Source organism: Bradyrhizobium sp. 35 (assembly GCF_023073215.1).
In the GTDB taxonomy this organism is placed as follows: Bacteria; Pseudomonadota; Alphaproteobacteria; order Rhizobiales; family Xanthobacteraceae; genus Bradyrhizobium; species Bradyrhizobium canariense_D.
Genome location: NZ_JADPJC010000060.1, coordinates 1 through 15049, shown reverse-complemented (window position 1 = coordinate 15049; position 15049 = coordinate 1). Strand labels below are relative to the sequence as shown.

The 15049-nt window shown below is 65.2% G+C and carries 14 protein-coding genes and 2 pseudogenes; all 16 read left to right on the top strand.

Annotated elements, in window-relative coordinates; all coding sequences use genetic code 11:
• Positions 1 to 6 precede the first annotated feature (6 nt).
• On the top strand, positions 7 to 1389 hold the full coding sequence (gene nifN, locus IVB36_RS13855) for a nitrogenase iron-molybdenum cofactor biosynthesis protein NifN (protein ID WP_247391730.1): 1383 nt from the start codon (positions 7 to 9) through the stop codon (positions 1387 to 1389).
• Between the two features lie 22 nt (positions 1390 to 1411).
• Positions 1412 to 1807, top strand: a complete 396-nt coding sequence (nifX, locus tag IVB36_RS13850) for a nitrogen fixation protein NifX (protein ID WP_247391713.1) — start codon at positions 1412 to 1414, stop codon at positions 1805 to 1807.
• A gap of 10 nt (positions 1808 to 1817) precedes the next feature.
• Positions 1818 to 2288 (top strand): NifX-associated nitrogen fixation protein, encoded by a 471-nt coding sequence (locus IVB36_RS13845; RefSeq protein WP_247391710.1) that lies wholly within the window; start codon positions 1818 to 1820, stop codon positions 2286 to 2288.
• 7 nt (positions 2289 to 2295) lie between these two features.
• Positions 2296 to 2496 carry a CCE_0567 family metalloprotein gene (locus tag IVB36_RS13840; protein ID WP_018457678.1) on the top strand — a complete coding sequence of 67 codons (201 nt, stop codon included), beginning with the start codon at positions 2296 to 2298 and terminating at the stop codon, positions 2494 to 2496.
• A 13-nt stretch (positions 2497 to 2509) separates the two neighbouring features.
• A complete protein-coding gene (fdxB, locus tag IVB36_RS13835) occupies positions 2510 to 2794 on the top strand; it encodes a ferredoxin III, nif-specific (RefSeq protein WP_018457679.1) in 285 nt (94 codons plus the stop codon).
• 1170 nt (positions 2795 to 3964) lie between these two features.
• Positions 3965 to 5254 (top strand): cytochrome P450, encoded by a 1290-nt coding sequence (locus tag IVB36_RS13830; RefSeq protein ID WP_247391770.1) that lies wholly within the window; start codon positions 3965 to 3967, stop codon positions 5252 to 5254.
• Position 5255: 1 nt separating this feature from the next.
• On the top strand, positions 5256 to 5564 hold the full coding sequence (locus tag IVB36_RS13825; RefSeq protein ID WP_247377111.1) for a ferredoxin: 309 nt from the start codon (positions 5256 to 5258) through the stop codon (positions 5562 to 5564).
• Positions 5551 to 6386, top strand: a pseudogene (locus IVB36_RS40405) (SDR family oxidoreductase). Before IVB36_RS13825 ends, IVB36_RS40405 begins: the two are co-directional and overlap by 14 nt.
• A gap of 5 nt (positions 6387 to 6391) precedes the next feature.
• On the top strand, positions 6392 to 7729 hold the full coding sequence (locus IVB36_RS13810) for a cytochrome P450 (RefSeq protein WP_247391767.1): 1338 nt from the start codon (positions 6392 to 6394) through the stop codon (positions 7727 to 7729).
• Between the two features lie 148 nt (positions 7730 to 7877).
• Positions 7878 to 8876, top strand: a complete 999-nt coding sequence (locus tag IVB36_RS13805) for a polyprenyl synthetase family protein (protein ID WP_247391763.1) — start codon at positions 7878 to 7880, stop codon at positions 8874 to 8876.
• A 281-nt stretch (positions 8877 to 9157) separates the two neighbouring features.
• Entirely contained in the window at positions 9158 to 10708 is a 1551-nt protein-coding gene (locus IVB36_RS13800) for a hypothetical protein (RefSeq protein WP_247391704.1), read from the top strand.
• Positions 10705 to 11606: pseudogene (locus IVB36_RS13795) on the top strand (hypothetical protein). Before IVB36_RS13800 ends, IVB36_RS13795 begins: the two are co-directional and overlap by 4 nt.
• An 85-nt stretch (positions 11607 to 11691) precedes the next feature.
• Positions 11692 to 12741, top strand: coding sequence for a type 2 isopentenyl-diphosphate Delta-isomerase (fni, locus tag IVB36_RS13790; RefSeq protein WP_247391699.1), 1050 nt, complete (start codon positions 11692 to 11694; stop codon positions 12739 to 12741).
• Positions 12742 to 12866: 125 nt separating this feature from the next.
• Positions 12867 to 13028, top strand: coding sequence for a hypothetical protein (locus tag IVB36_RS13785; RefSeq protein ID WP_247391697.1), 162 nt, complete (start codon positions 12867 to 12869; stop codon positions 13026 to 13028).
• A gap of 811 nt (positions 13029 to 13839) precedes the next feature.
• Positions 13840 to 14097, top strand: coding sequence for a hypothetical protein (locus tag IVB36_RS13780; protein ID WP_247391695.1), 258 nt, complete (start codon positions 13840 to 13842; stop codon positions 14095 to 14097).
• 664 nt (positions 14098 to 14761) lie between these two features.
• On the top strand, positions 14762 to 15049 hold a 288-nt coding region (locus IVB36_RS13775; RefSeq protein WP_247391693.1), incomplete at its 3' end, for a transposase.

Sequence of the window (15049 nt, the reverse complement as noted above, 5' to 3'; positions counted from 1 at the left end):
AACGGCATGGCGATCGTCACTACCTCGAAGAAAGCCTGTTCGGTCAATCCGCTCAAAATGAGCCAGCCGATCGGCGGCTCATTTGCCTTCCTGGGACTCCGCGGCGCGATGCCGCTTTTGCACGGTCCGCAAGGTTGCACCTCCTTCGGGCTAACGCTGTTCGTGCGCCATTTCAATGAAGCCGTGCCGATGCAGACGACGGCCATGAGCGAGGTTGCCACCGTGCTCGGTGGCCACGAGAATCTCGAACAGGCGATCCTCAACATCTACAATCGGCTCGAGCCTGAGATCATTGGTATCAATTCGACTGGCGTCACCGAGACCAACGGCGATGACGTCGAAGCCTTCATCCGGTTGATCCGACAGAAGCATCCGAAGCTCGAAAAGCTCCCCCTTGTCTACGTCTCCACCCCGGATTTCAAGGATGCCTTTCAGGATGGCTGGGGCAAGACAGTGGCGCGGATGATCGAGATGCTTGTGGCTCCCGTCGACACGGCGAGACCGCGCGATATCTCCCGCGTCAACGTGCTACCTGGATGCCACCTCACGCCCGGCGATCTCGACGAGCTGCGCACGATTTTTGAGGATTTTGGGCTCAAGCCCTCGTTCCTGCCGGACGTCGCCGGTTCGCTGGACGGTCACATCCCCGACGAATTCACGCCCACCACGATCGGGGGCATTGGAGTGGACGAGATTGCGACCATGGGGCAGGTGGCCTGGACGATCGCGATCGGCGCGCAGATGCGCCGTGCGGCCGAGGCCATGCAGGTGCGGACAGGCGCGCCGTTCCGCCTTTTCGAGCGGCTCTGTGGCCTTATCCCAAATGACGAATTCATCGCCTTCCTGAGCCAGATCAGCGGCCGGTCGGTGCCCTGGAAATATCGCCGGCAGCGTGGACAGCTGGCAGACGCCATGCTGGATGCACATTTCCATATCGGCGGCCGCAAGCTCGCGATCGGCGCCGAGCCGGATTTGTTATTCGATCTCTCCAGCTTGCTCCACGAGATGGGCGCACAGGTAAGTGCTGCGGTGACGACGACGAACTCACCGGTGCTCCAGCGGGTCAGGACCGAGGACGTCCTGATCGGCGATCTGGAGGACCTTGAAGAGCTTGCCAGGTCGCGTGACTGCGACCTCTTGATGTCGCATTCACATGGTCGCCAGGCCGCTTCGCGACTCAATGTCCCGTTCTTCCGGGTAGGCTTTCCGATGTTCGATCGCCTTGGCGCCGCGCACCTCACGATGGTCGGCTATCGCGGCACGCGCGATCTGATCTTTGACATTGCCAATCTGATCATCACCGACCGCGAAGCGAACCATGGGCCGACGCCCGACACCTGGCGATCAAGCTGCGGCGGCCCACAGGTCCATCCACCCCAGTTGCATTGAGCAGGGAGAGAAAACAACCCGGATGAAAGTTGCATTCGCCACTCAGGACTTGAAGCACGTCGATGCCCACTTCGGCTGGGCCAAGAACATCGTGATCTACGAGGTCGGCCCGGACGGGCATCGGTTTATCGAGGCGATCCAATTCGACGGTGACCTCACCGAAGACGGCAATGAGGATAAGCTCGCGCCGAAGATCGAGGCGATCAGGGAGTGCGCAATCCTCTATGTTGCGGCGATTGGCGGCTCGGGTGCTGCGCGAGTCGTCGCCAGGAACATCCATCCGATGAAGGTGCTGCAGCCAGAGCCCATCCACGACCTTTGCGTCAAACTCGAAACCGTGCTGAAGGGGTCGCCGCCGCCCTGGCTGCGGAAGCTGCTCACCAAAGGCCGGGAACGTACGGTGGATTTCGAAGCCTGAAGGAATAAAGATGGCCGATTCGTCTGAAGTCACTCCAGCCGCCGCCGCCGCGGAATGGCCATTTCTGAAAGAGCTCATCAAGATCTGGCGCGCCCAGGACACCCACGGCGCCTGGGAGGGCAAAAAGGATCTTGAGCTGCTCGAACCCTACGTTCTCGACAAGCGCAAGCGCCGTGCGCTGCCGATCGTCGGCAATCCCGACCCGGACACGACATGGCGGCTGGAGCTGTTCTTCGACGCCGTTGCGCTCTCTATCGAGAAGGCAACCGGTGTGATGATCTCGCCAATGCTGAAGATGCATCACGAAGGGTTCGGTCGGATCGTGCTGATCGGCGGCCGGCTCGTTGTCGTGAGCAAGCAGCTGCGCGACGTGCATCGCTTTGGTTTCGACCGTCTCTCTGATCTCGCCAATCAAGGCGACAAATTCGTCAACAGTGGCGTTGAGATGATCCGTAAGTTCCCGGAAGTGGCGAGTTGTTGAGGCAAGTGTGAGCGACATCGAAACTCTGAAAGCGGAAATAAAGAAGCTGTCGGCCAAGGCGACCCAGGCCAAGATGGACCTCCACGACCTCTCCGAGGAGCTGCCAGTCAACTGGTCGTCGATCCTGAGCGTGGCCCAGAAGGCCCACGCTGCCTTCAGCGAGCTCGAAAGCAAGCGCCAATATCTCGAGGCGCTGGACAAAACATAGCGGACGGTTAGCCATGTCATTCAGGACCCGCGACGGTCGCAATTGGAGGCCGGACTACCTGGTTTCTATCGATCCCAACAAATGTATCGGCTGCGGCCGCTGCTACAAGATCTGCGGCCGTGAGGTCATGACGCTGAAGGGGCTAAGTGAGGGTGGCGAGATCATCGATCTCGACGAGGACGACGATGAGCTCGAAAAGAAGGTCATGGTGCTGAAGGACGAAGGCGCTTGCATCGGCTGCAGCGCCTGCGCCCGGGTGTGCCCAACAAACTGTCAGACCCACACACCACCTGGTTGATTCAGCTTTCTCCGACGAAATCGACGAGTGAGTTGTCAGATACAAGCTGGTAGGGAACTCCCAGATCCGACCTGTTCTGGCGTGAAGCCGGCAGTTGCCAAGTCGGGCCGCGACCTGGCATGGACCGCCGGCGGCGAAGGCCAGCAGGATCGTGAAAACGACAATGCCGACACCTCGTTGAAGAGTGACTCGCCCTGCATCTCGACCTCGAGACTTCAGGTGCCTTTACATTTTGAGCGTACCCATGACCGCCACCGGATCGGTCAGGCTGATGAGGCCGCCAGACACCAGCGGCAAAGGCAGCGGCAGCGACTAACCAAGGAGACCAGCGGGCTGCCAGAATAGAAAGCCAAGGATAAACGTCGACGTGATCGTGGCGAAGGTGGCAAGCTCGATTGGGGGCACGGCGCGGCTTACCAACGTTGCGAGATCGACGTGGAGCGCTCCCCCGAAGAGCAAGAATGCTAACAGTCCCGTTCATGACTCTGAAGTCGATCTGGAGCACTGTCTTTGTTAGCGCTTCGAGCAGATGCGTGGCGACGAGGCAGAGATCCCGCGTTTGCCTGACGCTTCTGGCTCGATTGCAAGGTTCGCGAATAGTAATGACGAAACAGTGGATCAGCATACCGTAAGCCTGTGCAAAAAAGCGGGCTTCGTGTCCCAACCCTTCATTGGGAACGCGTGTGCGCGGATCTCATTATGGCCTGCCTGCAACAGCAGTCCACTTGCGAGAGGCCGCATATATTCCAGCAACTGGAATCGTCATTCAGGAGAACTGATAAAGAAGGTGTCGCCAGTCTGGCGTCTGACGACTATCCGACACTGTTCTGTCGCCTTTGTTGGTCCGCGACACTGGCCTAGTTCGCGAGCTCTTGTCTGGCCTCAGGCTAATCCGCTGAAAGGCAATCACGATCTCTTCCTTCTGCTGGGTCGGCCAATTGGCACGAGTTTTGAAGCTCCTTCGTTGCGAGCCGGGAGCCGCCGACCGACCTTCATTTCGTGGATGACACCGCGATCGATGGAACGAAGAAAGAAAAGCAAAATGTCAAATCCGCATCAGACAGCATTCTATGGGAAGGGGGCCTCGGCGAAATCGCCCCGATGTTCTCAGCAGTTTGCCCGAGCGCCTGGCGCGCGCCGGTCGGATCAGCCAGCCAACAGGTAAGGAAGATGGACGTGCAAGAAACCACGGCAGCATGCCGGGACGCCTTCGCCGAACTGGCGTCGCCAGCGCGCACCCACGACTCGTATCCGTTTATGCGGTGGTTGCGCGAGCACGATCCGGTGCATCGCGCGGCGTCGGGCCTCTTTCTATTGAGCCGCCACGCCGATATTTACTGGGCGCTCAAGGCCACGGGCGATGCGTTTCGGGCACCGGCGCCGGGCGAACTGGCGCGCTATTTTCCGCGTGCGGCGACCAGCCGGTCACTCAATCTGCTGGCGTCTACAATAGCGATGAAGGACCCACCGGCGCATACGCGTCTGCGCCGGCTGATCTCGCGCGATTTCACCATGCGCCAGATCGAAAACCTGCGGCCGAGCATCGCGCGCATCGTCGCAGCGCGCCTGGACGGCATGGCGCCCGCGCTGGAGCGCGGGGAGCCGGTGGACCTGCATCGGGAATTCGCGCTGGCCTTGCCCATGCTGGTCTTGGCCGAACTGTTCGGCATGCCCCAGGACGACATGTTCGGGCTCGCCGCCGTCATCGACCCCATTCTGAAAGGCCTGGGCCCGCACGCCAGCGACCCCCAGCTCGCCGCGGCGGACGCGGCCAGCGCCAGGGTGCAGGCCTACTTCGGGGACCTCATACAGCGTAAGCGCACCGATCCCCGCCACGACATCGTGTCGATGCTGGTCGGCGCACACGACGACGATGCCGACACGCTGTCGGATGCGGAGTTGATCAGCATGCTTTGGGGCATGCTGCTGGGCGGCTTCTCAACCACTGCTGCGACCATCGACCATGCGGTGTTGGCGATGCTGGCGTATCCCGAACAGCGGCACTGGCTTCAGGGAGACGCCGTGGGGGTGCAGGCATTCGTCGAAGAAGTCCTGCGCCGCGATTCGCCCGTCATGTTCAGCACCACTATGCGGATCGCCCAGCGCGACATCGAATTGGGCGGCGTGGTGATCCCGAAGAACGCGGACGTGCGCGTGCTGATCGCGGCCGGCAATCGCGACCCGGACGCCTTCGCCGATCCCGACCGCTTTGATCCCGCGCGGTTCTACGGCACCAGTCCCGGCATGTCGACGGACGGAAAGATCATGCTGAGCTTCGGCCACGGCATCCGCTTCTGCGTCGGTGCGCAACTGGCCAGGGTGCAGTTGGCCGAGAGCCTGCCGCGGATCCAGGCGCGCTTCCCCACGCTGGCATTGGCCGAGCCGCCGACCCGGGAGCCCTCCGAGTTCCTTAGGACGTTCCGCGCGCTGCCGGTGCGGCTGCGTGGGCAGGGGGGCTAAGATGCGCGTCGTGGTGGACCAGGATCTGTGCGCAACGACCGGGCAGTGCGTGCTGACGCTGCCGGGCGCCTTTCGCCCGCGCGAACCGGACGGCGTGGCCGAAGTGTGCGTGGCGACGGTCCCGCAGGCGCTGCACGCCGCCGTGCGGCTCGCGGCCAGCCAATGCCCAGTCGCCGCCATTCGGGTCATCGAAAGCGACGTTGGCGATGACGAGCGCGCCAGCGCCGACCCTGCGCCTTCTCCGGGAGAGGCCGAGCGGCATGCCGCGAAAGAACAACGCAATCCAGGAGGACACGATGGCGCGGTTTGAAGGCAAGATGGCCGTGGTGACCGGCGCTGGCGCCGGCATCGGCAAGGCAGCGCCCTCGCCATCGCGCGCGAGGGCGGCAGAGTGGTGGTGGCCCACATTGATGGCTCGGCGGGCATCGCCTGCACCGCGCAGATCGCGGCCGAAGCGGGCCACGCGGCTGGCCGTGGCCATGGACATCGCGGACGCGCAGTCGGTGGCAGCGCTGCGCGAGACGGCGGAGCGGCACTTCGGTGGGGTTGACCTGCTGGTGAACAACGCGAGCGACATGCATCTGACCCCGCGCCACTGCGCGATCCTCGACCTGGCCCTGACCGTCTCGGATGAGACCATGGCGACCAATCTGCGCGGCACGCTGCTCTGCTGCCCGCAGGCCATATCGCTCGCGGCGGTGGCGCGATCGTCAACATGTGGTCTTGGCAGGGGCTCAGCGCTGACCCCGCGCAGACGTCCTACGCCGCGTCGAAGGCGGCGATGAAAATGCTGTGGGCCTCGCTCGCCACCCAGTACGGTCATGCGCAGATCCGCTGTAACGCGATTGCGCCGGGTCTCGTCATGACCGAGCGTCTCCTAGCCAAGCTGGACGAGTGCATGCAACGGCATCCGCGGCGGCACCAGCTCCTGCCGCGCGTCGGCTGCGCCGAGGGACGTGGCCGCGCTGGTGGCATTCCTGCTCTACGACGATGCTGCGTTCATCACCGGCCGGGTCGTGTGCATCGACTTCGGCATGCTGGCGCATGTGCCGACGTGCGCCGAGCGTGGCAACAGCCGCGCCGCGCGGCCTGCCGACACACCGCCGAAGCGGCCGCGGCGCCGCGCTGCTGACCGACATGCTGCTCAACCCGCTGGACCGTCGGCACCGGCTGCGGCACGACATCCCGGTCGTGCCCGGCGCTTTCCCCCTGGTGGGGCATCTTCCCGCCATCGTCTGCGACCTGCCGCGCCTGCTGCGGCGCGCGGAAGGGATGCTGGGCAGCCACTTCTGGCTGGATTTCGGCCCTGCCGGACACATGATGACCTGCGTGGATCCGGATGCGTTCGCACTGCTCCGGCACAAGGACGTGTCCTCGGCGCTGATCGAAGAGATCGCGCCCGAATTGCTTGGCGGAACGTTGGTTACCCAGGACGGCAGCGCGCACCGGCAGGCGCGCGATGCGATCAAGGTGGCGTTCCTGCCCAAGGGGCTGACCCAGGCTGGCATCGGCGACCTGTTCCTGCCCGTCATCCGAGCGCGGGTGCAGGCGTGGCGCGACCGCGGCGGCGTAACCATCCTGCGCGAAACCGGCGACCTGATGCTCAAGCTGATCTTCAGCCTCATGGGAATCCCCGCGCATGACCTGCCGGAATGGCATCGCAAGTACCGGCAACTGGTGCAGTTGATCGTCGCGCCCCCGGTCGACCTGCCGGGACTGCCCCTGCGGCGCGGCCGCGCCGCCCGCGACTGGATCGACGCGCAGTTGCGCCAATTCGTCCGCGACGTGCGCGCGCATGCCGCGCGCACCGGGTTGATCAGCGACCTGGTGAGCGCCTTCGATCGCAGCGATGATGGGATGTCCGATGACGTCCTGGTCGCCAACATCCGCTTGCTGCTACTTGCCGGTCACGACACCACTGCCTCGACGATGGCCTGGATGGTGATCGAGCTGGCGCGGCAGCCTGTGCTGTGGGACGCCCTGGTCGAGGAGGCGCAACGCGTGGGCGCGGTGCCGACCCGGCACGCGGACCTGGCGCAGTGTCCGGTCGCCGAGGCGCTGTTCCGCGAGACGCTGCGCGTGCATCCGACGGCCACGCTCCTGCCGCGTCGCGCGCTGCAGGAATTGCAACTCGGCCAACGGCGCATTCCCGCGGGCACCCATCTGTGCATCCCGCTGCTCCATTTCTCGACCTCGGCGCTGCTGCACGAGGCGCCTGATCAGTTCCGCCCGGCGCGGTGGCTGCAACGCACGGAGCCGATCCAGCCGGTGGACATGCTGCAGTTCGGTACCGGCCCACACGTCTGCATCGGCTACCACTTGGTATGGCTGGAACTGGTGCAGTTCTGCATCGCCTTGGCGCTGACCATGCACAAGGCCGGGATGCGACCGCGGTTGCTCAGCGGCGTCGAAAAAGGCCGGCGCTATTACCCAACCGCACATCCGTCCATGACAATCCGCATCGGCTTCTCATGAGCTGGCATCGCATCCCCGTGTGGCGAGGCAGCGGCGCCGGCGACGGGCGGCATTGCTGCACTGGGCGCGTGCGCTCGGTGCGACGCCGGCAACACCGCGGCGGCTCGGCGCTCGCCGTGGCCGTGTCAGGTACAAGGACATGAACAACATGCAGACCGGTTCTACGCTACACGACGACCGAACTGGCGTTTCCGCGCTCGGCGGATTGGGCGCGCAGGTGCGCGGCGCATCCGGCAGGCTGCTGCCGGAGATCTGGATGCAGGACGGCGCAAAGCGGGTCGAACAGGCGTTGGCGCGTCTTCTCTGCGCCGAAGACGATGGTGAGGCCGAGCTGATGGCGGCGATGCGCTACGCCACCTTGAATGGCGGGAAGCGCACCCGCGCCTTGCTCTGTCTGGCTGCCGGCGCACTGGCCGACACGCCGGCGCACATGCTCGACGACATCGGCGCCGCCATCGAGATGATGCATGCCTGTACCCTGGTCCACGACGACCTGCCCGCCATGGACGACGACGTGCTTCGCCGCGGCCTTCCGACCGTGCACGTCAAGTTCGGCGAAGCCACTGCGATCCTGGTCGGCGATGCGCTGCAGGCGCACGCCTTCCTGACCCTGGCGAGCCTGGATGTGCCGGGCGACAACCGTATCGCGCTCGTGCGCGAACTGGCGCAGGCGGTCTCCGCCGAGGGTGCCGCAGGCGGGCAGGCCATGGATCTGTCGCTGGTCGGAAAGCACGTCGAGCTGGACAGGATCGTGGCGATGCACCGGATGAAGAGCGGAGCGCTAGTGCGCGCGTCCGTTCGCATGGGCGCGCTATGCACCATCGCCGAGGATGCCGCGCACGCTGCGCTGTACTGTGGGCTCGATCGCTACACGGCCTGTTTCGGCCTGGCATTGCAGGTGGTCGACGACATTCTCGACGCGACAGCTGATACCGCGACGCTGGGCAAGACCCCCGGCAAGGACGCGGCGGCGCAGAAGCCGACCTGCGCGTCGATCATGGGGCTGCAGGCAGCGCGCCAGTTCGCGCTGGATTTATTGCGCGACGCCGGAGAGGCCATCGCCCCACTGGGGCCGCGTGCGGAACGGTTGGCGCAGATGCTGCAGCGGGCCAACGCGTATCTGTTCAAGCACGCGCCATGCGCATGAGCGCGCCCGTCTGCGTGGAGTCGCCCCTGTGCCGCTGCGATCGGCGGGCGGGAGCGGTGCATGCTGCACTGTGTCCGAGTCCGCGGCGCCAATCGCAGCGGTTGCCCAGAACGGCCGCGGCGCGCTGCGCGCAAGCCTATGCGGCGGACCGGCGCCAGCATCGGCGCGTCGCCGCACCGGAGCAGGGCGACCGTCCGGCGCTGCCCATGCGCGGGGCCGCGACGGGCCCGCGGCGACGTGCGCGGCGTCTGCCCGGACCGTCTGCAGAAGGAACATCCTGAGTGAACGCGCTTTCCGAACAGATCCTTTCCGAATTGCGCCACCTGCTGAGCGAGATGAGCGACGGCGGCAGCGTCGGCCCGTCGGTCTATGACACGGCGCGAGCTCTACAGTTCCGCGGCAACGTCACCGGTCGGCAGGATGCATACGCATGGCTTATCGCGCAGCAACAGGCCGATGGCGGATGGGGAAGCGCGGACTTCCCGCTGTTCCGCCATGCGCCCACTTGGGCGGCGTTGCTGGCATTGCAGCGTGCCGATCCTCTTCCCGGCGCTGCCGACGCAGTCCAGGCTGCAACACGGTTCCTCGAGCGCGAGCCCGATCCCTACGCGCATACGGTGCCGGAAGACGCGCCGATCGCCGCGGAGCTGATCCTGCCGCAGTTGTGCGGCGAGGCCGCATCCTTACTGGGCGGCGTGGCGTTTCCGCGCCACCCGGCGCTGTTGCCGTTGCGGCAAGCGTGCCTGGTCAAGCTGGGGGCGGTAGCGACGTTGCCGAGCGGCCATCCGTTGCTGCACTCCTGGGAAGCCTGGGGAACCTCGCTGACCACCGCATGCCCGGATGACGACGGCAGCATCGGCATCAGTCCGGCGGCCACCGCCGCGTGTCGTGCGCACGCCGTGACACAGGGGAGCACGCCGCAGGTCGGGCGCGCCGACGCGTATCTGCTGGCGGCATCGCGGGCGACGCGCAGCGGCATCGAAGGTGTCGTTCCCAACGTCTGGCCGATCAATGTGTTCGAGCCATGCTGGTCGCTGTACACCCTGCATCTGGCCGGGCTGTTCGCGCATCCCGCGCTCGCCGAGGCGGTGCGCGTGATCGTCGCGCAGCTCGACGCGCGCCTTGGCGTGCGCGGTCTGGGCCCGGCCTTGCACTTCGCGGCCGATGCGGACGACACCGCCGTTGCGCTGTGCGTCCTGCGCCTCGCAGGCCGCGACCCGGCGGTCGATGTGTTACGCCATTTCGAAGTCGGCGAGCTGTTCGTCACCTTCCCCGGCGAGCGCAATGCCTCGGTGTCGACCAACATTCATGCCCTGCATGCGTTGCGACTGTTGGGAAAGCCCGCCGCCGGGACCAGTGCCTACGTCGAGGCCAATCGCAACCCGCATGGTGTATGGGACAACGAAAAATGGCACGTTTCGTGGCTGTATCCCACCGCGCATGCGGTCGCTGCGCTGGCGCAAGGCAAGCCCCAGTGGCGCGACGAGCGCGCGCTGGCGGCGCTGCTGCAGGCGCAGCGCGACGACGGCGGCTGGGGCGCCGGTCGCGCGTCCACATTCGAGGAAACCGCCTATGCGCTGTTCGCGTTGTACGCAATGGACCGGAGCGAAGAGCCGACAGGGCGCCGGCGCATCGCGCAGGCGGTGGCGCGTGCGCTCGAGTGGATGCTCGCCCGCCATGCGGCGCATGCATTGCCGCAGACGCCGCTGTGGATCGGTAAGGAACTGTATTGCCCCACCCGGGTCGTGCGCGTGGCCGAACTCGCCGGGTTGTGGCTGGCGCTTGGTTGGGGGCGGCGCGTCCCGGCCGAGGGAGCAGGAGCGGCGCCATGATCCAGACCGAACGCGCGCTGCAGCAGGTGCTGGAGTGGGGGCGTTCCCTGACCGGGTTCGCCGACGAGCATGCCGTGGAAGCGGTCAGGGGCGGCCAGTACATCCTGCAGCGCATCCAGGCGAGCCTGCGCGACACCAGCGCCCGCACCGGCCGCGATCCGCACGACGAAACGCTGATCGTGGCGTTCTATCGCGAACTGGCGCTGCTGTTCTGGCTCGACGATTGCAACGACCTTGGCCTGATCGCGCCGGAGCAGCTCGCTGCCGTGGAGCAGGCGCTGGGGCAGGGCGTGCCGTGCGCGCTGCCCGGATTCGAGGGCTGCGCTGTGCTGCGCGCTTCGCTGGCCGCGCTCGCCTACGATCGTCGCGACTATGTTCAGCTTCTTGACGATACCCGGTGCTACTGCGCGGCGCTGCGCGGCGGACACGCGCAGGCGGTAGGGGCGGAACGCTGGTCCTACGCCGAGTACCTGCACAACGGCATCGATTCGATCGCCTACACGAACGTGTTCTGTTGCCTGTCGTTGCTGTGGGGGCTGGACATGGCGACCTTGCGCGCGCGTCCGGCGTTTCGCGAGGTCCTGCGGCTCATCTGCGCGATAGGGCGCCTGCACAACGATCTGCATGGACGCGACAAGGACAGGTCGGCCGGCGAGGCCGACAACGCGTCGATCCTGCTGCTGCAGCGCTATCCGGCTATGCCTGCGGTGGAGTTCCTCAACGACGAGCTGGCCGGCCATACGCGCATGCTGCACCGGGTGATGGCGGAAGAACGCTTTCCCGCGCCGTGGGGACCGTTGATCGAGGCCATGGCGGCCATCCGCGCGCAGTACTACCAGACCTCGAGCAGCCGCTACCGCAGCGACGCTGCGGGGGAGGCCAGCGTGCGCCGGCCTGAAGGCGCGGGAGGCGGCGGCGTGCGCGCGCTGCCGTCGGTCCGATCCGACGCAACGCCGTCGCCCGATGCGACGGACGGAGCGAGCATGAGCGACACCGCCCTGAGCCGGCGCAAGGACGACCATCTCGACATCGTGCTGGAGCGACGAACGGCGCCGGCCGCGATCGCCCCCGGCTGGGAGTACGTCCGTTTCGAACACTGCGCATTGCCCGAGTTGGACCTGACGCAGATCGACCTGCGCGCCTCGCTGCTGGGCAAGATCATGCGCGCCCCGCTGCTGATCAGCTCCATGACCGGCGGCACGTCACGCGCCGAGGCCATCAACCGGCATCTGAGCGAGGCAGCGCAAGCCTTGGGGATTGCCATGTGCGTCGGTTCGCAACGCGTGAGCCTGCAATCCCGCAACTCCCAGGGGTTGACGCGCGCGCTGCGCCGCCTGGCCCCAGACATTCCGTTGCTGGCCAATATCGGCGCCGCGCAACTGCGCGAGGCCGACGGCCTGGACCTGGCGCGCCGTGCGGTGGATGCGCTGGAGGCCGATGGACTCATCGTCCATCTCAATCCGCTGCAGGAAGCGCTACAGCCGGAGGGCGACCGCGACTGGCGCGCCGTCCTGGCGCAGATCGCTCGCGCCGCGCGCAGCGTGGGCGTGCCGATCGTGGCCAAGGAAGTGGGGTCGGGCCTGTCCGCCTCGGTGGCCTGTGCGCTCGTTGCGGCGGGCGTGGCGGTGATCGATGTCGCCGGCGCCGGCGGCACCAGTTGGGCCGCGGTGGAGGGCGAGCGCGCCCGCGATGCCGCCGACCGTACAGTGGCAATGGCGTTCGCCGATTGGGGGCTTCCGACCCCAGCCAGCCTGCAGGCGGTACGTGAGGCGCTGCCAACGGTGAAGCTGATCGCGTCGGGCGGGATCCGCGACGGCGTCGACGTGGCCAAGGCCATTCGCCTGGGCGCGGACATCGCCGGGCAGGCGGCCGGCGTGCTGCGCGCGGCTACGGTATCCACCGAGGCGGTTGTCGCGCATTTCGAGATCGTCATCCGCCAGTTGGCCGTCGCCTGCTTCTGCACCGGCTCGGCTGATCTGGCGGCGTTGCGTCACGCGCGCTTGTTGCCATCGGCCCATCTGCCCGCCGGTTGATGGCGGCGTCGCCCGGACTTGCGGCGGGCGCCCAGTCTTACTCAGCCAGAAAGTCGCGGATGCGGGGATTCGCGGTGGTGGCGGATTTGCTCGGGTGCTGCTTCGTGCCAGGGAAGCGCCCCGCCATGCCCGACTGGACAGCCGAGAGTGAAGCCGCATTCGGCGCCTATGTCGATGCTTTGATCGGGGTGATCGGCCACGCCGAACGAGTTGAGCCCCTGACGGGGCCGGAACAAGGTGCGCCGGGAGACCGGAAAGGAGTAGATGGTGCAAGTCCATTGCAATGAAGGAGTAGCGATCGACCCCGAGTCATGGGCGATCCGTCGTGAGGAGACTTTCTGTGGTGTCAAACAAGGGTTGTTAGGCTCAAGCAGTCCGTCAGCATCGTTTTGAGACAAAGCGGTGGCGGTGGAATGAAGGTTACGATCGAGGGCCGGAACGAATTTGACGACACATGCCGGAGGAGGTCCGCATAGACAAAGAGCTGGGAGAGCCTGTTCGACGGCGACATCTTGCTTGTCGATGCGCCATACCAAGAAGATCATGGCAGCGCTGCAGAGCGCGTTCGTGAATCATGAGGCGGAGACTTATGCCCTTCTCGCCGGCTTTGCCCGGACTGCCATACACTCCCACCGGTCACCGACTACACGACACGCCGGATCCGAACCGTCTGCGGCTCCATTGAGGTTCGCAATCCCCGATGGATGCTGTGCCGCGAATGCCATCCAGGGCCGATCGAACGACACCGGAGCTGATGGAACTGATGGCGCGGCTTGAAAGCATGCTGCCCTACCGGCAGGCGCCAAAGGTGCTGGCCGATTCCTGCACACTGAACCGACTGAGACGCATGCGATCGTGCGCAAGGTACGATCAGGATCGGCAAGCGGCTCGACGACCAGGTCATGCAGGAAATTGGCGTGCGAGGTCCCAAACGGATGACCGATGGCACCTTGAGATGCAGCTTCCCGGAGCTCGGCGCAAAGAGTTCGTCATCAGCATCGATACGGCGTACGTTCGTAGCGCTGATCAACATTCGGCGCGAATTTTCGAGCTCGTCGTGGCCAGATGCGCCCGCGGGGGACGGGGAGAAAGGGGCGGTTGCTATTTCTTAACCGGCAGCACCGAACCATCAGGCAATCCGCGATCGTGCTCTTCGCCCTCTCTAGGAAGTCGGAATATCGCGGCTTTGGGGATGTGACGGTGATCTCGGACGGGGCCGAAATCTTAAAGCGGCTGCCCCGCGCCATGCCGAAACCAACGACCCACATCATCGACTGGTTTCATATTGCCATGGAGATCCAGCCCATACAGCAGATCGCCGATCGCATCGTACGATTCCGATCAGGCCCTTTTTGAGTGCTTCCAGCCATCGGCAGGGACGTCAGAACTGTGAAGTGGCGTCTGTGGCATGGGCGGGTCGGCCGCGCGATTCGCGACCTGGAGCAACTTCCCAGGACAGACTCAGTTGCGGCATGCTGCATAGCTTCGCTTCGTTCTCACAACATTGAAGACGTGCGGCCAAGTCTGCTCAGCTATCGCTTGGCCTGGCTCGACCAACCGGCACCCCGCCGTCGCGTTTTTACGGCTCTGCGGAATTGCATGTACGAGGCAAACCGCTTGACACTGGCTCACTGGGTTCTCTGGAACGATGCAAACGTGCGCGTTACTCAGTCCCCGGGTCGGTCTCCATCATTCATGGGCGCAGCTCGCCGATAATTTCGGCTGGCGAGCATCGAACGCGCGACATCTCTGCGCCACGCAGGCTGGCAAAGGCCTGGAGCACAGCGCCAAAGCCGAACCATACATCGGCGATCCGCCCTCTGAAATGTGACCGCGACCATCATCCGATCAGCATTGGATTGTCCGGATCCCCATGGATGCAGTCAGGCGGACGGTCGTGGCCAGCCGGCCCTCAGTGCAGTTGACGACAGTGCTCTTGGCCGACACACGACTAGGGTCTGTACCTAATTAGCGAGTTCTGATTCCCTGGTGCCAAGTTGATTCGGCACGGGGGACTTCGATGCGCAAAGGACTGTTCTGGCTCAACGACAAGCAGTGGGCTCAGATAGAGCCGCATCTGCCAACGAACCAGACCGGCCCGGCGCGCCAAGACGATCGACGCATTATCAGCGGTATCATTCACATGCTCCAGTGCGGCGCACGCTGGCGCGATTGCCCGTCCGACTATGGCCCTTACACGACGATCTACAATCGGTTCAATCGCTGGGCTAAGCGCGGACATTGGCAGGCGATCTTTGAAGCGCTCGCCCGCTGCGGCAAGGACCGAGTGGCTTTGTCGATCGACTCC